The following is an 18,711-nucleotide window of genomic DNA, read 5'->3' as shown; positions in this document are numbered from 1 at the left end:
TACAAAAAAGCGCCGGCAGAATACCGGCGCCAATGGGCTTTTAAGAAGTCTTAATTAAAGAGACGACGCAACCCGTCACGAAGTTCCCGCGTCGTTTCTTCGCCTAAACGCTCGTCAAGGCGCTCGAACGAGCCTTCTAGTGCGTCTTCTACACGACGCCCCACCTCATCGCTCAAAAGCTCGCTCATATTGGTTTGAAACGCCTCACGATCAAACCGGCACCACTCGCTTCGCGCGTCGCTAACGTGGCCTTCACAGCGCATCGGCAGCGCTACCTTTTCAAGGCGTGGATTGACCTCGCAAGCGGCATCGGCGGTATTGACCACGCGGGCATTCGTCAGGACATCAAAGCGCTGGCTGCCAAGATCAAACGCCCCTTCTCCGCGCACATCAATGCCGGGTAGCGTAATGAGCAGGTCGTCGCTTTCCACTATGCCGTCGCGAAACACCAAGGTAGCGTCAAAACGGTCAAAGCGGGTATCACTGTGCCAGTCACGGCGAGTGGATTCACCTTCAAACGTGGCCGCCATTTCACACATTTCCTTTGAGATGTTGATATCCAAAATGGCGCCATTGTTCAACGCGGCATCCAACTCCCCATTAAGTTGGCGAACAAGCACTTCGCGGGCATTGCCACGCGTTGTCAGCTCACCATCGACATTGAGTTGGCCGCGAATTGGCGAGGTGTCTTCGCTGAATGCCTCCACCAGCGGCGCAACGTCAACGTTAACAACACGTGGCTGAAATGCCCACGCCATCGGCGTTTCGCGGCTATCGAGTCGCCCCGTGGCACTTAGCTCTCCACCATAGAAACCCGATTCAAACGCACTCAACCGATGCTCACCCTCGCTGCCTTCAAGCGTGAGCGTCGGCGCATCGAAGGTAAGACCGGAAAGGATAAACGTCTCTAAACGAAGCGCTGCATCCAGGGTGAGCGTTGAAAGCCACGCCTGCGGCAAGAGCCCGTCTGCATCATCAGCAAGCGCCTTGCGAAAGAAACCTCGGCTGGCTTGCGCCAGCGCCTCGTCAGCCGGCAAGTAGCGATCAAGATTGAGCGTGTCACCTTCAAGATCAAATGCGAGCGCTGAGCCATCCAGAGCCGCGGAAAGTTCGCCAGTGAGCGTAGTGTCATCCACCACCAGTGAGAGGTTAGGCAACGCGACCTGCTGTAAATCCCCTTCGACTGGGCTGGTGAGCGCCACATCGCTCAACGCGTCTTCGTGACGGGTGGTAAGCGCGATTCCCGCACGAGCCAGCCAGGGCCGTAAGTTAAACGACGAAACTGTCAGCTGGCCTTGGTACTGAGGCGCCGCTAGCAGCTTGGAGAGCGTAAGATTGCCTTGCACACGCAACCCATTGGGGCCGCTTAGCTCCAACGCCTTTAACTCAGCCGCCTGAGCGCCCCAGTCACTGTCTAAACCAAACGCTAGGTTTAACGCCAGCCCGCCGTCCCAGTTGTCGGCGTGACGTAGGGTGGCATTGATGGTGCCATCGGTGATCGAAAGCTGCTTGCTTTCCAAACGCGCGCTAAGCTCAGCGGCACTAAAATCAATTTGCTGCGGCTCGCCTTGCGACACAAAGCGGTTTCGCGTCGCAAGCTGCGCGTTTTCTAACACAAAGCGTTGATCGGCGAGCGCGAGTTTCATGCGAGTATCGAGCGTAACATCACTGGTGAAGTCGGGCTCACGCTCGAGCGTTGCCGCGTTTGGGCTCTTGTAGCGTTTAAGGGCAAACGTCGCTTTAAGCGGGAAAGAGCGCAGCGGGTTAACGTTGCTACCCGTGATGTTGAGCTTTTCTAGCAGCCACAGATCACCGACTTGGGCATCTTGGTAATAAATGTTGGCGTTTCTCATCTGCACGTTGGCAATGTTAAGTACCACATTCAAACTACCCGCTTCTGCGTGGGGACCGGCACTTGCCGGGGCTAACACACGCTCGGCTTGCTCGCTGTCTTTCGCTAAGCGGTCAAGCAGTGTCTCCCAGTTACCCTCCCCCTCTTGATTGCGCTTTAAATTCAGCCGCATGCCATCGAGTGTCAGACCATCCACCGCGATTTCCCCACGCAATAAAGGGGCAAACGCCACGCTCACCTCGGCACGGTCAATGGAAGCAAATGCGGGGTTATCGGTACTCTGCTCGGGTAGCCAGGCGCGCGCCTTTTCCACACTCATCCCGATGCGCGGATAAAACGACCAGTTCAATGCGCCATCCAGGGATAAATTCAGCCCGGTTTGCTCTTCGACCACTTCGGTTAGCCGGGGTTTGAAGTCTTCTGGGTCAAGAAACGTCGTGACGTACACCACCGCCGCCACGGCAACGACGGCCAATATTCCCACGGCGGCGAGTAAAATACGTAATAATTGCTTCATGGTGCGTGCCATCCTTGCGGGTCAAGCTCAACAAAATCACTGGTAGGGGGGTTACCTGGCTCCACGGCGGGCGCTGCCACCGGACGATAGCCCAGTTTTGATAGCAACACCCGGTCCGCCAGCGGCAACGAAGCGGTTTCGATGCGTAGCACGCGATTTTGTGTATACGCTTGCTCAACGAGGAGCGCCATCAAGCGCGACCCCACTCCGCGGCGGCGTGTGGTTTTGCGCACGCAAAGATCCGACAGCCACCACGCGCCATCGTCGGCCTCTTTAAGCGCTACCGCTCCCAGCAAGCGTGCATTAAATAACCCACAAGCAAAGGAATGCTGAGCATTTAAATGCCGTTCAATAAAGGGCTCGACGGTGTGAGGAGGCATCCGGTCGTCAGGCGCGTCGTGGTAGATGCGTACCAAATCCAGTCGCGTTTGGGCATCCGCCTCCCAGCGGGCCCGGTCGACATGGTGCAGTGTCACCGGCATGATAAAAATCCTCTTGGCCAACGCAGTTAAGCTGCCGTTTACGCCCTGTGCCATTAACGCGGTATACAGTTAGCGATGTACATTTAACGATGTACCACAGGAGCGACTTTGCCTGCATTGTAGCGGATAGGCGGACCAATTCACTATAATGCCAGCTTTGCTGCAGGCTGGGTGATAAATACGCTTTCCGTTACAAGCGCTGCCTGGTACATAGGCAGTGATAGTTGCAGTGATAGTTCACTCGCCTCGCTCCCCCTTCCACATGCGCCTTAGCGCAGGAGACGCAACATGTCAGCGCGTATCGCCACGGTTAGCCGTGACACGCAAGAAACGCAGATTAAAGTCAGCGTGAACCTAGACGGTGATGGCCATCTCACCTGCGAAACCGGCGTCCCGTTTCTGGATCACATGCTCGACCAAGTCGCGCGTCACGGGATGATCGATCTTGACATCCATGCCAATGGCGACCGGCACATTGACGATCACCACACGGTGGAAGACTTAGGCATTACCCTGGGTCAGGCGTTTTCAAAAGCCATCGGCGATAAGCGCGGCATCTACCGTTACGGCCACGCCTATGTGCCGCTGGATGAAGCCTTGTCGCGCGTCGTCGTGGATTTTTCCGGTCGCCCCGGTTTGTATATGAACGCCGACTTCACCCGCGATACGATTGGCCGCCTAGACACGCAGCTTTTTCAAGAGTTTTTCCAAGGTTTTGTCAATCACGCCGGCGTCACGCTGCATATCGATAACCTTAAAGGGATCAACGCCCACCACCAGGCCGAGACCATCTTTAAAGCCTTTGGCCGCGCGCTGCGCATGGCCGTCGCGGAAGACCCACGTATGGCGGGCCAAATGCCCTCGACCAAAGGCTGTTTATAAGGAGCGCTTTATGACTATTGCCGTCATCGACTACGGGATGGGCAACCTACACTCTGTGGCCAAGGCGCTGGAGCACGTGACCCACGAAAACGTCGTGATTACCCGCGACCCACGCCGCATTCTCGGCGCCACCCGTCTGGTGCTCCCGGGGCAAGGCGCGATTCGCGATTGCGTAGGAGAGCTTGAACGCACCGAGTTACGCGGCCTGGTGGAAGATATACTCGCGCGTCAAGGTAAGCCGCTATTGGGTATCTGCGTGGGCCAGCAGATGTTGTTGGAACACAGTGAAGAAAACGGCGGCGTTGAGTGTCTAGGCGTCTTCAAGGGCGAAGTTCGTCGCTTCCCTGCCGATATGCGCGATGACTTTGACCAGCGCCTGAAAGTGCCTCACATGGGCTGGAACCTGGTCGAGCAGCATCACGAGCACCCCCTATGGGAAGGCATCGACAACCAAGAGCATTTCTACTTCGTACACAGCTTTTATGTCGACGCGACCGATGATGCCGACGTTTTTGGCACCACGCAGTATGGCAAGGTGACCGCGCACGTCGCGATTGGGCGTGAATCGACCTTTGCCGTGCAGTTTCACCCAGAAAAAAGCTCTCGTGCGGGCCTGCGCCTGCTGCAGAACTTCGTCACCTGGACGCCTTGAATCATACGGACGCCTTAAAGGAACACATCATGTTAGTCATTCCCGCGATCGATTTAAAAGACGGCCAGTGCGTACGCTTAAAGCAAGGCCGCATGGAAGACGCCACCTCCTACGGCGATGACCCGGTGGCCATGGCGGCCCGCTGGGTGGACGCCGGTGCCCGCCGCCTGCACCTGGTCGACTTGAACGGCGCCTTTGAAGGCAAGCCGATGAACGGAGACGCCGTGACCGCCATCGCCCGCGCCTACCCTAATCTTCCGATCCAAATCGGCGGCGGCATTCGCAGCGCGGCGACCATCGAGCACTATCTTGAGGCGGGCGTTTCCTACGTGATTATCGGCACCAAAGCGGTGAAGGAGCCCGCGTTCGTGGGTGAGATGTGTCGCGCCTTCCCTGGGCATGTGATCGTGGGGCTAGATGCCAAAGACGGGTTTGTAGCCACCGACGGCTGGGCCGAAGTCTCCACCATCAAAGCCACCGAGCTTGCCAAGCGCTTTGCTGACGACGGCGTCTCGTCCATCGTCTACACCGATATCGCCCGCGACGGCATGATGCAGGGCGTCAATGTCGAGGCGACCGCACAGCTTGCCCGCCACGGCGGCCTGCCGGTCATCGCCTCCGGCGGTGTCACCAATCTCGACGACATCAAAGCGCTCTGCAACGTCGCCGACAGCGGCATTCTCGGCGCCATTACCGGCCGCGCCATCTACGAAGGCACAATTGATGTCGCCGAGGCGCAGCGCTTAAGCGATCAACTAACGGGCGGAGGAAAGCCATCATGAGCCTTGCCAAACGCATCATACCGTGTCTCGACGTCGACGCCGGGCGCGTGGTCAAAGGCGTTAATTTTATCGGCATTCGCGATGCCGGCGACCCGGTGGAAATCGCCCAGCGTTACAACCAGCAAGGCGCCGACGAGATCACCTTTCTGGATATCACGGCGAGCCACGAAGACCGCGACACCACGGTGGAAATGGTCGAACGTATCGCTGGCGAAGTGTTCATCCCGCTGACCGTGGGCGGCGGCATCCGCACCTGCGAGGATATCCGCACCATGCTCAACGCCGGCGCGGATAAAGTCTCGATTAACACCGCCGCGGTCAATAACCCCGCGTTCGTCCATGAGGCCGCTGAGCGTTTTGGCAGCCAATGTATTGTCGTCGCCATCGACGCCAAAAAGGTAAGCCAAGAGGGCGAGCCCGAACGCTGGGAAATTTTCACCCACGGCGGACGCCGCCCCACTGGGCTGGATGCCGTTGAGTGGGCAAAAAAAATGGTCGAGTACGGCGCCGGCGAGCTCCTTTTGACCAGCATGGACCGCGACGGTACGAAAATCGGCTTTGACCTCGGCGTCACCCACGCCATTAGCGAGGCCGTTAGCGTACCGGTGATCGCCTCCGGGGGGGTGGGCAACCTTGATCACTTGGTCGACGGCGTGATCAAAGGGGGCGCCGACGCGGTACTCGCCGCCAGCATCTTTCACTTCGGCGAATACACCATCCCCGAAGCCAAGCGCTACATGGCCGAACGCGGCATCGAAATGCGGCTATAAGCCATGTTACACATGGGACATCTGACCAGAGCCACACTGCTCACCGCGCTACTGCCATCCAGCGCGGCGGCAGAGTGGCGTGAGCGCTTTCAGGAGTCTCTCGACTGGCCTCCCACGCTCACGGTGGACCACGTGCTGGTTCAAACTAGCCTCTACACCCATCACTTTGGCCCTGACCCCGAGCACACCGACCAACAGCAGTTGATCAGCGCTGAAATACATACCCCTGACCGTTGGCTTGCGGGGGGCGCACGCTTTAAAAACTCGTTCAACCAGGAAAGCGTGTATGTGTACGCGGGCAAATCGTTTCCGCTGTGGCAGCCAAACGCCACCTTTATGCTACGCGGCAAGCTGACCGTGGGGCTGCTGCACGGCTATCGCGGCGAATATCGCGATAAAATCCCTTTCAATCGTTATGAAATCGCCCCAGCCGCGCTACTCAGTATCGGCGTGCGCTGGCATCGCGTTGAAAGCGACCTGATAGTGTTTGGCACGGCCGGCATGATGCTGACCGCAGGTGTGCGCTTTTAGTCCTCTAGCGACAAGCCGAGGTTGCTGATGCCGTCGTTGCGGCCGAGCTGGCGAATCGCTTTAATCGCGTTTTTATCCAGCGGCTCGCTAGCCGCATCGAGCACGGCGTCTTGAAAGTTGTTTTCGTCCTCGGTGAGCGGATGATCGCGGATCAAGAGGGCCAATTTTTGCGCGTCCTCTTCGCCTTCAGTGAGTTCGATAAACGCACGCACACCGGCACGCGAGGTGCGGCTGACATCCAGCACTGCCTCCGGCGCTTCTCCCTGCAGCGTATCGAGAATCGACGAGATCGACACCACCGCGTCCAGTGCGCGACGGGCGCCGAAGCTATCGTCGTCTTCGGGCGGCTCGCACTCAGCGAGCTTCTCCGCTTGGCGGGCGAAATCGATAGTCGCGCCGCGCACGCTCAAATGCTCCCATACCAAATCTAAAACGGTGCACAGTGTATGCACATCACCGTGGCCGGTGGTCTGCGCGTAGAGGGCATAGTTGGGCAAAAGTCGCTCACATAGCGCGGCCATAAAAGCCTGCTGGGCGTGTAGCGGCAGCTGCTGAAGTCGCTGATAAAAGCCAAGGGGTTTTGACGCCATGAAGATATCCTGTTGCGGGTAAATATCGGTTGGGGAAAACCTTACCGATACGGTATTGTCTCACTCCCCTGCCGCCGCGCGCGGCAGGTAAGCGTGTTATGTGCGGCCGGCAAGGAGATTACCATGCATATTCATCTGCTACAGCACGGCCCGGACTACGGCCCCGCCCGGTTAACCGATTGGTTGACCAGCATGGGCCACAGCTACACCGTGTTTCACCTCTACGACGGCGAATTACCGCCCCGCCCAGGTGATTGCGATGCGTTAATCGTGCTCGACGGCCCGGAGGTGCTGCTTAACACTCCGCCTGTTTGGTACAAGGCCGAAGACAAGCTGATCAACCGCTTGCTGGATAGCCAAAAGCCGCTGTTAGGCATTGGCTTAGGCGCTCATTATATTGCCGACGCCCTCGGGGCGATCAGCGCCCTCGGCATCTACCCGGAGACCGGCTGGCACAACGTTAGCCTGGCGGACGAAAGCCCCTTCGAGCTGCCCGAAACGTTCGATGCCTTTATGTGGCACCGCTACGTGTTCAGCTTACCCGACGGCGCCCTGCCCCTAGGCGGCAGTGCCGCCGCGCCGCTGCAAGGGTTTTCGTGGGATGGGGGGCGCGTGATGGGGCTGTTATGCCACCTGGAGGCCTCCCAGGCCGGCGTTAAGCAACTGATGGGCAGTCAGCCAGTGCCCGAAGGGCGCGACGACTACACCCAGGCCGATGCCGAGATTTTTGCCGACCCTAAACGCTTTGATCGCTTGGCACCGCTGCTCGACCGGGTGCTAAGCCAATGGCTGGGGCACGCCTGAGCGCGTATGCCCTTGGCGGTTAGCGGCGTGCTCAGCATGCCATTGCTGCGCCGCCTCCCGGCAGCTCTCCCAATCCCCCACGTGTAACTCAACCACGCCGGCATCCTGCTGGCGCTTTAAGTGATAGCGGTAAAGCGGGTCGTAGTATTCGGTCAAAAGCGGCGCCAGCCAGGCTTCGTGAGCCTGACGATCACCGCGCTCATGGGCGGCAAACGCCAGCGCCTGCAGGCGTTGTAGGCGCTGTAATCGCGCGTCGCCCAAGCGTTTTTTCAACCGCGCCAGCGAGTTTGAAAGCTGCGCTTGCATGCGCTGCCAGCCTTCCTCCGGGCCAAATTGCTCAGCATAGCCGCGCTCTAAATCAATAATGTAATCCTGGATCAGTTGCGCTAAACGCCAATCGAGTGGCATCTCGATGCGCAGGCGCGGCGCCTTTTCCATCGCCCGCCAGAATGTTAGCGGCACATTGACGCTGCCGATCTGGCGCGACTCGTCCTCCACCACCAGCGGTCCAGCCAACGTTAAAAGCCGCTTCGCGAGAGTATGCTCGAAATCGATCTGCGACGGCGGCGGTTCGGGCATACGCCCAAACGCCGAGCCTTTATGGCGGGCAAAGCCTTCCAGGTCGACACCACCCTCAAGTTGGTTAATCAGCACCGTTTTCGCGCAGCCGGTCAAGCCGCCAATGATCAGCATCGGCTGCTCGGCGGCGCTGTCGATGCGCGCCATCAGCGCTTGACGCAGTGCTTTCCAGCCGCCGTTGATGCGCGGGCGGCGAGTACCCGCATCAGAGAGCCAGGTTTGCGCAATCTGCGAGCGCAGCCCGCCGCGAAAGCAGTAGATAACGGCATCGGGATGCTGCGCGACGTAATCTTGCCAAGCTTTCACACGGGCGGTTTTTATCTCGCCGCTCACCAGCTTTTCGCCTAGCGCAATCGCTGCGGCTTGGCCGTGTTTTTTGTACGCAATGCCCACCCGGTGGCGCTCGTCATCGTTCATCAGCGGCAAATTCACCGCGCCGGGCAGCGCCCCTTGGGCAAACTCCACCGGTGCGCGCACGTCAATCAGCGGCGTGCCTGCACGAATCAGCGCCAGATCGGCGTCAATGCTGGGCAGGTTCGACCGAGCGATTCGACTCACCCAATCACCTCAATCAGCGCCGGGCCTTCCTGCTTGTGCAGCGTGCCAAAGGGCACCAGGTCCAACCCGTGTGCGCGGCCGATACGCTCAACGTCGTCTTCCCACGCGGGGTCAACGGCAAGGAGCAGCCCGCCGGAGGTTTGTGGGTCGCAAAGCCACTGCCAATGCGCTTCGTCCATCGCGGGTAGGCTTGCGCCCAGCGCTTGGCGATTACGCTCACAGCCGCCCGGCACGGCCCTCTGACGGCGGTACGTTTCTGCCTCGGCGAGCCTCGGCAGACGGCGAAAATCAATCCGCGCCCGCACGCCGCTGGCGGCGCATATTTCGGCTAAATGGCCGGCAAGGCCGAAGCCGGTAACATCGGTCATGGCGTTAACGCCTTTCACCTTGCTAAGCGGCACGCCAATATCGTTGGGCTTGAGCATGGTTTCTCGCGCCAACCCCTCATGGCCGGGCTGGACCAGCCCGCGCTTTTCTGCAGTCGTCAACATGCCCACGCCCAGCGGCTTGGTCAGAAAGAGCAAATCCCCCGGCTTAGCGCCGCTATTCAGCTTGAGGTTTTCCAAATCGACTAGCCCGTTGACGGCGAGACCAAAGATCGGCTCCGGGGCGTCAATCGAGTGGCCACCCGCCAGCGCCACGCCCAGTTCGCGACACACCGCCTGGGCGCCCGCGACCACATCACCGGCGACATCGGCACCGAGCTTATCCAGTGGCCAACCCAGAATGCTCAAGGCCATCACGGGGGTGCCGCCCATGGCGTACACATCACTAATGGCATTGATCGCGGCAATACGGCCAAAATCGAACGGATCGTCGACGATAGGCATGAAAAAATCGGTGGTCGCGATCATCCCGCGCCCATCGCCCAAATCGTACACGGCGGCGTCTTCGCGGCCTTCGTTACCCACAACCAGCCGATGACTGCCCGCTGGCCGACCCGCCTTGGCCAGAATGCCGTCCAGCACGTCGGGAGCAATCTTGCAGCCGCAGCCAGCGCCGTGGCTATATTGCGTCAAGCGAATGCTTTTCATGGCGTTATCTCCTTAACGGGCATTGTGTTTTATAAACGTTTTTTATGAACGTTTTTCACGAATATTTTAACGGACGTTTCTCTCAGTTTAACGCAGTCGGCGACGACCTACAGCGCCTCCAACGCATCCGAGAGTTTGTCCACGGGAATAACCTCCATCCCCGGTAGTGCGTGTTTAGGGGCATTAGCGCGCGGGACGATAGCGCGTTGAAAACCGTGCTTGGCCGCTTCCGCGATGCGCTCTTGACCGCTGGGTACCGGGCGAATCTCGCCGGAAAGCCCCACCTCACCAAACACCACGAGTTCCTTGGGCAGCGCACGGTTTTGCAGGCTCGAAACCACCGCGAGCAACACGGCAAGGTCGGCGCTGGTTTCAAGCACCTTGACGCCGCCAACCACGTTCAAAAACACATCCTGATCGCCGGTAAAAAGCCCGCCGTGGCGGTTGAGTACTGCCAACAGCATCGCCAAGCGATTGGGGTCCAACCCTACCGCCACCCGGCGCGGATTGCCCAACGGGGACTCATCCACCAGCGCTTGCACCTCCACCAGAATCGGTCGCGTGCCTTCCCACACCACCATCACCAGGCTGCCCGGCGCCTGTTCTTCATTGCGGGAGAGAAAAATCGCGCTGGGGTTTTTTACCTCTTTCAGCCCCTGCTCCAGCATGGCGAACACACCTAACTCATTGACCGCGCCAAAGCGGTTTTTCTGCCCGCGCAGGGTGCGAAAGCGCGAATCGGCACCGCCTTCGAGCAACAGCGAGGCGTCGATCATGTGCTCCAACACTTTGGGCCCGGCGAGACTGCCGTCTTTGGTGACGTGTCCCACTAACAGCAGCACCGTGTTGCTTTGCTTGGCAAAACGGGTCAGCGCCGCGGCGGACTCACGCACCTGCGCGACGCCGCCGGGGGCAGAGCTAATGTCTTCCAAGTGCATGGTTTGGATCGAGTCGATCACCAAAATCTCAGGCTTTTCGCGCTCGGCCACGGCGAGAATGGTTTCGACGCTGGTTTCTGCCAGCATTTTAAGCCCCTGGGTCGGGAGCTGCAGGCGGTGCGCGCGCATCGCCACTTGCGACAGCGACTCCTCGCCAGTCACGTAGAGAATGCGCCGCTGCTGGGCGAGTTTGCAGGCGGTTTGGAGTAATAGCGTGGACTTACCCGCGCCAGGGTGGCCGCCAAGCAGTACCGCCGAGCCTGGCACCAGCCCGCCGCCAAGCACGCGATCAAACTCGCCGAAGGTGGAGCTCATGCGCGGCACTTCGCTCAAATCGACGCTGGCAAGGTCCACCACCTCGCGCGAGAGGGCGCCGGAATAGCCCGCACGCCCTGACGGCGAGCCGGAAGCACTGCCCGCGCCAGGGCGTGCCGGCGCTAAGCGCACTTCCGTCAGCGTATTCCATTCCTGGCAGCTGCCACACTGTCCTTGCCACTTGCGGTACTCGGCGCCGCATTCGGTACATACAAAGGCGCTTTTGGCTTTGGACATAGCAAAAAAATGGCCTGGGTTTCCCCAAGCCATACCTATTAAGAATATTGATTAATTAACGGCAAAAGCGATTAATTTCTCTAACTTTATCTTGGTTATCTTCATCGTAGACTAGATCTACACTTCCTGGTATAGACAAGAAATCACTGTAACCAACGTAACCACCAAATGAGTTTTTAGCATTCAACTCACCGCAAATATAAATTCTTTGCTCCTCATCATCTCTAATCACGTCGATGTTACGGAACTGAGCTGAGCCTGGATCTTTGAGGTTGTATGCAACACTTTCCTTAACCTTAGCAATAAGTTCTGCATCATTTACATCCTGATATTTTTGATGTGCAACCTTCATAAGTTTATCTAGCCTATCACCCAACTGAGAACCGCCCACGTATGAAAGGCGTAGATTTCTGCCATTTTCAAAACGACGCCTATTGGGATCGACAAGCTCTAATGTTTGGTCATCAATTCGTAAGAAATAATATACTTGACCATCGCCTTCGGGAATGAGCTCATAGACTGTAGCATCAGAGTCATCTGGTATACCTCTGAGTACTTCCCAGTTACCCGAATACAGCTCGTCTGGCGGATTTTGTGGATGTTCGCGATATGAAGCTTCTAAGTTAAAATCACGATTCTCCAAACTTGCCGATTCGCTACCGGCTAGCTGAACCACTAAGTCAATACCATCACAATTACGACATGGTAAAGTGCCAACATAAGTCTCTTGTGAATCAATCGTTGCTGAGCCTCTAGGCTCAGATGTAGCAGCGCAGCCGGCCAGCAAGGCCAGCATCGCGGAACCGGCAAACAAGCCTTTTAACGGCATCGTCTTCAAATTCATGGCGTCTCTCCTTTCTGGGATGTTGAGCGTATGATCTTGAAAATTTAAGAACATGCAGCGCATTCATCGTGCTTAAGACAGCATACCCCCTACAACGTGCAACGCCCACCCCAATCACCGGGCAGTGCTTGCGCTTTCCCCACGGTCAAGCGACCATGAGGGCTATCGATTCACACGCGTCAGGATACGCCCATGAGCCAATTTTGGAGCCCCGCCGTTCAAGCGCTAACGCCTTATGTGCCGGGCGAGCAGCCTGCTGAACGGGTCATCAAGCTAAACACCAATGAAAACCCCTACCCGCCAGCACCGGGTGTGGGCGAGGTGCTGCGCGAATTTGCGACAGACCATCTGCGCCTTTACCCCGACCCCACCTCACACGCGCTACGCTCAGCGTTGGCCGAGAACTTCGGCGTGGAACCCCACCAGGTATTCGCTGGAAACGGCTCGGATGAAGTGCTGGCCTTCGCTTTTCAGGCATTTTTTTGCCACGGTGCGCCGCTTGATGTGCCGACGATTACCTATAGCTTCTACCCAGTATATGCCAAGCTTTACGGCATTGAGTTGCGCCAGCACCCGCTAAACGAACAGTGGGAAGTCGACCTTGACGCGCTAGTTGAAGCGCCTTCGCGCAGCGGGGTGGTTTTCGCCAACCCCAACGCGCCAACCGGCCACGCACACTCGCTTGCGGCGCTAGAAGCGTTGCTTGAACGCGTCACCGACCACGTGGTGCTGATCGATGAGGCCTACGTCGATTTCGGCGCGGAAAGCGCGGTGGCGCTGACCCAGCGCTACCCCAACCTGCTGGTGACCGGCACGTTTTCCAAATCGCGCAGCCTGGCGGGGATTCGCTTGGGCTACGCGGTGGGCTCGCGCGAGCTGATCGAAGGCCTTGAGCGGGTGAAGGACTCGTTTAACTCTTACCCGGTGGATAGCCTCGCCAGCCGCGTGGGCATCGCCGCGCTGGAAGATTCCGCGCATTTCGAGGCTTGCCGCGAGCGTGTGATCACTACCCGCGAGCAGACCCGCCGCCGGCTGGAAGCACTCGGTTTTGAGGTGCTGCCCTCGAAGGCCAACTTTATCCTTGCGCAACATCCCGCGTTTGACGGCGCGCAGCTTTTCGCCGGCCTGCGCGAGCGCGGCATTCTGGTACGCCACTTCAATAAAGCGGGCCTTGAGAATTTCTTGCGCATCAGCATCGGCACCGACGATGAAATGAATAGCCTGATTGAAGCGCTGGAATCGTTGATCCACTAGACCGGCACCCACTCATTGGCCAGTTGCTCACGAATCAGTTCACCTAAGCGCCGCGCCGGCTCCGAAGGCCGGTGCGGCGCCCAGTGCAGCGCCAGCTCAATTGAGGGCAACGCGGGCAAACCACTGTTTTCATCCAGCGGCTTGAGGGTGGGTTTCAACATGCTGCGCGTGACCACCGCAATGGCCAACCCCGCCATGACCATCGGCGCCAAACCACTCATGGATTGGCTTGTATAGGCGACTCGCCACTGGCGCCCGGCATTTTGCAACGCCTGCTCCGCGACTTCGCGAAACACATCCGCCCCCGGCGTATAGAGCGCCAACGGTAGCGGGTCGCTGAGAAGCGGCTGATGACGCAACCCCACGGCCCAGTAAAGCGGCTCGCGGCGAATCACCTCCCCGCCCGGCGAACGGCGCTGGCGGGTTACCAGCGCTAGGTCCATCTCGGCGTTTTTGACCCGCTCGGCCAAATCCGCGCTGGTGCCGCAAATTACTTCCAAACCCACGCTGGGGTAAAGCTGGTGGAAGTAAGAAAACACCGACGGCAATAGCAGCGCGTAATCTTCGGGTATTCCGAGTGTCAGCTCACCGCTGACCTGACGCGCCTGCATATCGCGCCAAGCCTCTTCGTTCAGGGTTAAAAGCTTGCGGGCGTGGGTGATAAGGCGCTCGCCCTCGGCGGTGAAACGCACGCGCCGCCCTTCCCGCTCGTGTAGCACGAGCCCCAACTGCGCTTCCAAGCGCTTAAGCTGCATGCTCACCGTGGATTGGGTATAAGCAAGCCGTTTAGCCGCCGCGGTCACACTGCCGGTATCCGCGATGGCCACCAGCGTACGCAGCAGCGTAAGGTCAAACGTTGGCGCCCGCATTCATCACGCTCCTTGATGATTATGATCATAAATGATCGTTTTTGTGATGTGTAGAGGCTGAGTATGCTGCCGGCAGGTTGACGCAATCAAGGAGAACACGGATGCAACTTACCCACTTAACCTCAGCGCGCCATCTCGGCATTCCCGCCGCGCTGATCGCGGTTGCACTGTGGAGTTCAGCACCGCTGCTGGCCGAACAAGCGCGCAGCGTTTCACCGCTAATGCTCACAACGCTAACGCTGTTTGCCGGGGCGCTTGCTACCCTGCCGCTAAGCCGTCGCACGTCGACCGCCCCCTTACACCTCGGCTGGTGCTTGAGTATTTGGCTAGGAATGCCGCTGATCATTTTGGGTGCGGTGGGTAGCTATTTCATTGGCATGCGTATCGCCCCTGCCGCTGAAGCGGCACTGATCACCTACACGTGGCCGGTACTGTTTGTGCTGCTCAGCCAGTGGACACGCCTGGGCCGCATTCGGCTAAAAAGCCTAACCGGCGCACTCATCGCCTTTAGCGGGGCCGCCCTTTTGCTCGCCCCACAAGCCGAGATCAGCGTGCCGCTGGCCTCGCTACCCGGCTACGGCTTTGCGCTGCTCGCCGCGCTGTGCTGGGCGCTCTATTCTTGGATCGGCCAGGCAGCCCCCATCGCACTCACCCCGCAGCTGCCTCGCCTTCTGCTGACGGCCGCCTTAATGAGTGGCGCCGCCACGCTGTGGCTTGAAGGGGCTGTCGCTCTACCGCATGAGACCGCGCTAGCGGCAGGGATCGCGCTGGGGCTTGGCCCATTCGGCATGGCCATGGTGGCGTGGGATAAAGCGCTGCGCCACGGGCGCGCCAGTGTCGTCGGTAGCCTTGCCTACGGCGTGCCGTTGCTCGCGGCAGCGCTACTGGTGATCGCTGGCATTAGCCCGCTTGATTGGCGGTTGCCGCTTGCCGCTTTGTTGGTCATCGCCGGCTGCGTACAGGCGAGCCGCTAACGTCAGTGAACTGTGTTCTCGACGGGCACGTGGGTTTTGTGGCAGGTTAGCGTCCTGAACATGCTTGGCATGCTAACCGCCTTACTTCCTAGGAGACACACCGGGTGCCCCGCCAGCGACTGATCTCGTGGTTTTTCACTCTCAACCTTGTCCTCGTTGCCGCTTTGCTGGGCTACAAGGCCTACCTAAATTTTTTCGAGCAAGACTTTCCTGGGGATCATGCAACTCAAGTCAGTGCCATCGAGTCGCTCCTGGCCGAGCGCGATCACTACCGTTTTGCGGTGTTGGGCAACATTAATAATTCGGTCGGCATTTTTGAGCGCAAGATTATTCCGCGACTCAACCAAGAAGGATATGACTTCGTCATCTCGGCGGGTAATGCCGTCGCCAGCGGCGGTGAAGATAAATACCGCGCGTTGTTCGGTACCCTAAATGACCTGGAAATGCCTTACCTATTGACCTTTGGCCCGCACGAAGAGAGCCGCCTGGGCGGCTTTCGCTTTTACAACTACTTTGGCCCTTACCATTTTAGCTTTGCCGCTGGCGACAGCCGTTTTACGTTTCTTGATAGCACCGGCACTACCCGTTTCAGCTGGCAAAAGCGCTGGTTAAAAGAAGTGCTCACCGCGGGGCAGGAGCCGAATCAGTTTTTGTTCAGCGCCCATCCGCTCTACCCGGTGAATCACTCAGGGCTTTTTGGCCGAGACGATGACAACGATTACCTATTCAACGAAACCGCGCGCCACGCGTTCACCCGCCAAATCGAACAGGCCGGCGTAGATGCGGCGTTCTCCTCTCAAGTGCCGCTTTTTGATCGTCAGCGCCATGGCGATACCGACTACATCGTGACCGGCGGCGCCGGTGGGCTCGTGCTTAATGACGATGAAAGCTATCACCACTTTGTTTCGGTCAGCGTTGAGGGCGATGCGATTCAGATCAGCGAGAAGCGTTTAGATATCGGCCAGCACCCGGTTTGGCGTACGCTAGAGAGCCTGTGGTTTTTCATCTATTCGCTGTTTTACGTTGGCTACCTCAACTTCATTTTGATTGTGGCGACGTTCATTGCCATCGCACTGTGGCTATACAGGCGTATTTTCACCGAGCAGGATTACTACCCGGATTTCGATATCGACCCGGATGCCGGCAGCGACACACCGCTAAACGTGGCCATGTTCACCAATAACTACCTGCCCTTTATTGGCGGCGTGCCGATCTCCATTGAGCGCTTAAAACGCGGCCTGACCGAGCTTAAAAACAGCGTGCTGGTCGTCGCTCCGCGCTACCCTCAGCAAGCAGCCGGTGATGAAGCCGATGTGCTGCGCCTGGCCCCGCTGTTGCCGTTGGGTAGCCACAAAGAGTTTCGTTTGGCGAATATTTTCTCTTGGCGCATGCTCACACGCGTACGCGCTTTCGCGCCGCAGGTCATTCACGTTCACCACCCGTTCTGGATCGGCCGCGCTGGCCAGCTGTTGGGTCGGCTATTGCGGGTGCCGGTGGTTTACACCTACCACACCCGTTTGGAACATTACGCCCATTATGTGCCGCTGCCGGGGCCGCTGTTTCGCAATTTGATCTCCCACGCGCTGGTCAAGCGCTTTGCCAACGGCTGCGATGCGGTGATAGTACCCACTAGCTCCGCCGAGGAGTACCTGCGCATTATTGGGGTGAAAAAACCGATTTTTGTCCAACCAACCGGCATTGAGTACGCGCGATTTGCCGCCGCCGACAGCACCACCCTCGATACCCTGCGAAAGCGCTACCAGCTTGAGGGAAAGCGCGTACTGATATCGATTTCACGCTTGAGCAAAGAGAAGAACATCGATTTTATGCTCGATGGGCTGGTGCTTCTGCGTGATAACAGTGTGCATAATTTTCATTTACTCCTGCTAGGCGAAGGCCATGATCGCGACCGGTTGCAGGCACGCATCGACGCGTTAGGGCTTCGCGAGCACGTCACATTAGTGGGCGCTGTTCCGCCCAACGAGGTGGCGCACTACTGCCACCTGGCCGAGCTATTCGTGTTCGCCTCGCGCTCAGAAACCCAAGGCATGGTGGTGCTCGAAGCCATGGCGGCGGGGCTACCGGTGGTAGTCATTCGTTCCAGCGGCATTGAGGACATTGTCGAGCACGGCGTCAACGGCTACAAAACCGGCCCCGACCCGCAAGCCTGGAGCCAGCGTATTGACAATATTCTCAGCGATGACGCGCTGAAAGCGCGCATGAGCGGGCAAGCCTCAGGCTGTGCCGCTGAGCAACGCATCGAGAAGTTTGCCGCGGCGGTGCTGCGCGTTTATCACTACGTTATCGAGGCGCGCCGCAAAAAGCGCGCGGGCTGACCCAGGCGTAGACGTCTTCTCGGTGGTAGTCGATAAACCCCGCCCGCTGGTAAAGGCGACAAGCAGAGAGGTTGGTCGCGTCAACCGACAGCAGCACGCGCTCGACATCGGCCGCTTGCGCTTGGCGAAACGCCGCATTCAGCAGTTGCTCGCCCAGCCGGTAGCCACGCCAGGACGGCAACAGTGCCATCAGCATCAGCTCCCAGGCATTGACCGCCGGCCGCGGGGCCAGCAATAGAACACCGGCGGTTTCTGGCATGTTGTCACGCCACGCCGCGCGCACGACATACCAATGCGCCGCCGCGTACGCATCCTGCTGATAAAACCCGGCAATTAACGCCTCGGTGCCAAGTGCCTCGCGCAGGGCGACACAATCCATCGAATCGACTTGCACGGCGCTTATTAACGCGTGCTGCTCCTCCTGCGTTAGCGTGGCCCACGGCACCAGGGTAATAGCCGCCGTCGATGTCTCGGAAAGGCGCGTTTTGGCCGGCGCGACCAAGTAGCGCAGTGGCGAAATCAGCTGCATGCCGGCAGCGACAAGCGCTGCCGCGCGTGCGTTTTGTTCGGGAACGATCACTGTGTGGCAAAGTGTCAAGCCGCGCTCGGAGACCCACAGCCGCGCCGCTTCAAGTAGCGCTTGCGCGGTTTCATCCTCTTCCGCGGGCTGCCACAGCTGCGCCATATTGCCCGGCAGCCGCTGCACCCAGGTCGCACCGCAGAACTCGCCCTTGGCCTCGGCGATAAAAAGCCCGCCCCACTCCGGCGCTTGCTGCGCAAGCTGGATATCCACGGCTTCCGCCAGCGCCTGCCACCTTGACGCATCATGCGCCGCCGCTAGCTGCTGTAGCGCTTCATGGCGACGGTGCGGCGGGCACGGGCGCACCGCGACTTGACGTGTTTGCATTTCC

At 58.8% G+C, this 18,711-nt stretch carries 17 protein-coding genes and 1 pseudogene; 9 read left to right on the top strand and 9 right to left on the bottom strand.

The window, feature by feature from the left end; all coding sequences use genetic code 11:
* Window positions 1-50 precede the first annotated feature (50 nt).
* Together QC823_RS13345 and QC823_RS13340 are read right to left on the bottom strand one after the other, a co-directional pair.
* Complete coding sequence (locus tag QC823_RS13345) at window positions 51-2,369, bottom strand: AsmA family protein (protein WP_309656850.1); 2,319 nt, start codon at window positions 2,367-2,369, stop codon at window positions 51-53.
* Entirely contained in the window at window positions 2,366-2,851 is a 486-nt protein-coding gene (locus QC823_RS13340; protein ID WP_309656849.1) for an acetyl-CoA sensor PanZ family protein, read from the bottom strand. The genes QC823_RS13345 and QC823_RS13340 overlap by 4 nt, the downstream gene beginning before the upstream one ends.
* A gap of 288 nt (window positions 2,852-3,139) precedes the next feature.
* Between QC823_RS13340 and hisB the strand changes: the two genes are divergently transcribed.
* The 5 genes from hisB to QC823_RS13315 are packed head-to-tail and all read left to right on the top strand — an operon-like array spanning window position 3,140 to window position 6,468.
* Window positions 3,140-3,733, top strand: a complete 594-nt coding sequence (hisB, locus tag QC823_RS13335; RefSeq protein ID WP_309656848.1) for an imidazoleglycerol-phosphate dehydratase HisB — start codon at window positions 3,140-3,142, stop codon at window positions 3,731-3,733.
* A 10-nt stretch (window positions 3,734-3,743) separates the two neighbouring features.
* Window positions 3,744-4,385 (top strand): imidazole glycerol phosphate synthase subunit HisH, encoded by a 642-nt coding sequence (hisH, locus tag QC823_RS13330; RefSeq protein WP_309656847.1) that lies wholly within the window; start codon window positions 3,744-3,746, stop codon window positions 4,383-4,385.
* A 29-nt stretch (window positions 4,386-4,414) separates the two neighbouring features.
* Entirely contained in the window at window positions 4,415-5,167 is a 753-nt protein-coding gene (hisA, locus tag QC823_RS13325) for a 1-(5-phosphoribosyl)-5-[(5-phosphoribosylamino)methylideneamino]imidazole-4-carboxamide isomerase (RefSeq protein ID WP_309656846.1), read from the top strand.
* On the top strand, window positions 5,164-5,937 hold the full coding sequence (gene hisF, locus QC823_RS13320) for an imidazole glycerol phosphate synthase subunit HisF (RefSeq protein ID WP_309656845.1): 774 nt from the start codon (window positions 5,164-5,166) through the stop codon (window positions 5,935-5,937). The genes hisA and hisF overlap by 4 nt, the downstream gene beginning before the upstream one ends.
* A gap of 12 nt (window positions 5,938-5,949) precedes the next feature.
* On the top strand, window positions 5,950-6,468 hold the full coding sequence (locus QC823_RS13315; RefSeq protein WP_309656844.1) for a hypothetical protein: 519 nt from the start codon (window positions 5,950-5,952) through the stop codon (window positions 6,466-6,468).
* On the opposite strand, the gene QC823_RS13310 is transcribed toward QC823_RS13315, so the two are convergent.
* On the bottom strand, window positions 6,465-7,058 hold the full coding sequence (locus QC823_RS13310; RefSeq protein ID WP_309656843.1) for a YjaG family protein: 594 nt from the start codon (window positions 7,056-7,058) through the stop codon (window positions 6,465-6,467). The two genes, QC823_RS13315 and QC823_RS13310, sit on opposite strands and share 4 nt — an antisense overlap.
* Window positions 7,059-7,181: 123 nt before the next feature.
* Here QC823_RS13310 and QC823_RS13305 point away from each other — a divergent pair, with 123 nt between their 5' ends.
* Window positions 7,182-7,862: a type 1 glutamine amidotransferase gene (locus QC823_RS13305; RefSeq protein WP_309656842.1), complete on the top strand. Its 681-nt coding sequence runs from the start codon at window positions 7,182-7,184 to the stop codon at window positions 7,860-7,862.
* On the opposite strand, the gene mnmH is transcribed toward QC823_RS13305, so the two are convergent.
* From mnmH to QC823_RS13285, 4 genes and pseudogenes are all read right to left on the bottom strand, one after another.
* Window positions 7,836-8,999, bottom strand: coding sequence for a tRNA 2-selenouridine(34) synthase MnmH (mnmH, locus tag QC823_RS13300; RefSeq protein ID WP_422823664.1), 1,164 nt, complete (start codon window positions 8,997-8,999; stop codon window positions 7,836-7,838). The genes QC823_RS13305 and mnmH overlap by 27 nt on opposite strands.
* Window positions 8,996-10,033 (bottom strand): selenide, water dikinase SelD, encoded by a 1,038-nt coding sequence (gene selD / locus QC823_RS13295; RefSeq protein ID WP_309656841.1) that lies wholly within the window; start codon window positions 10,031-10,033, stop codon window positions 8,996-8,998. Before selD ends, mnmH begins: the two co-directional genes overlap by 4 nt.
* 107 nt (window positions 10,034-10,140) lie before the next feature.
* Window positions 10,141-11,523, bottom strand: coding sequence for a DNA repair protein RadA (gene radA, locus QC823_RS13290; RefSeq protein ID WP_309656840.1), 1,383 nt, complete (start codon window positions 11,521-11,523; stop codon window positions 10,141-10,143).
* 397 nt (window positions 11,524-11,920) lie between these two features.
* Window positions 11,921-12,352, bottom strand: a pseudogene (locus QC823_RS13285) (copper resistance protein NlpE N-terminal domain-containing protein); the annotation flags it as partial.
* 207 nt (window positions 12,353-12,559) lie between these two features.
* On the opposite strand from QC823_RS13285, the gene hisC reads away from it, so the two are divergent.
* Window positions 12,560-13,621, top strand: coding sequence for a histidinol-phosphate transaminase (gene hisC / locus QC823_RS13280; RefSeq protein WP_309656839.1), 1,062 nt, complete (start codon window positions 12,560-12,562; stop codon window positions 13,619-13,621).
* On the opposite strand, the gene QC823_RS13275 is transcribed toward hisC, so the two are convergent.
* Window positions 13,618-14,490, bottom strand: a complete 873-nt coding sequence (locus QC823_RS13275; RefSeq protein WP_309656838.1) for a LysR substrate-binding domain-containing protein — start codon at window positions 14,488-14,490, stop codon at window positions 13,618-13,620. The two genes, hisC and QC823_RS13275, sit on opposite strands and share 4 nt — an antisense overlap.
* Before the next feature lie 101 nt (window positions 14,491-14,591).
* Between QC823_RS13275 and QC823_RS13270 the strand changes: the two genes are divergently transcribed.
* Both QC823_RS13270 and QC823_RS13265 read left to right on the top strand, forming a co-directional pair.
* Window positions 14,592-15,464: an EamA family transporter gene (locus tag QC823_RS13270; RefSeq protein WP_309656837.1), complete on the top strand. Its 873-nt coding sequence runs from the start codon at window positions 14,592-14,594 to the stop codon at window positions 15,462-15,464.
* Window positions 15,465-15,568: 104 nt separating this feature from the next.
* The gene (locus tag QC823_RS13265; RefSeq protein ID WP_309656836.1) at window positions 15,569-17,800 is read left to right on the top strand and encodes a glycosyltransferase; all 2,232 of its coding nucleotides are present in this window, start codon (window positions 15,569-15,571) and stop codon (window positions 17,798-17,800) included.
* Here the strand turns inward: QC823_RS13265 and QC823_RS13260 are convergent.
* Window positions 17,766-18,707, bottom strand: a complete 942-nt coding sequence (locus QC823_RS13260) for a GNAT family N-acetyltransferase (RefSeq protein WP_309656835.1) — start codon at window positions 18,705-18,707, stop codon at window positions 17,766-17,768. The genes QC823_RS13265 and QC823_RS13260 overlap by 35 nt on opposite strands.
* Between the last annotated feature and the right edge of the window lie 4 nt (window positions 18,708-18,711).

Source organism: Vreelandella vilamensis, assembly GCF_031451755.1.
GTDB lineage: Bacteria > Pseudomonadota > Gammaproteobacteria > Pseudomonadales > Halomonadaceae > Vreelandella > Vreelandella vilamensis.
This window is presented reverse-complemented; position numbering and strand designations above follow the sequence as displayed.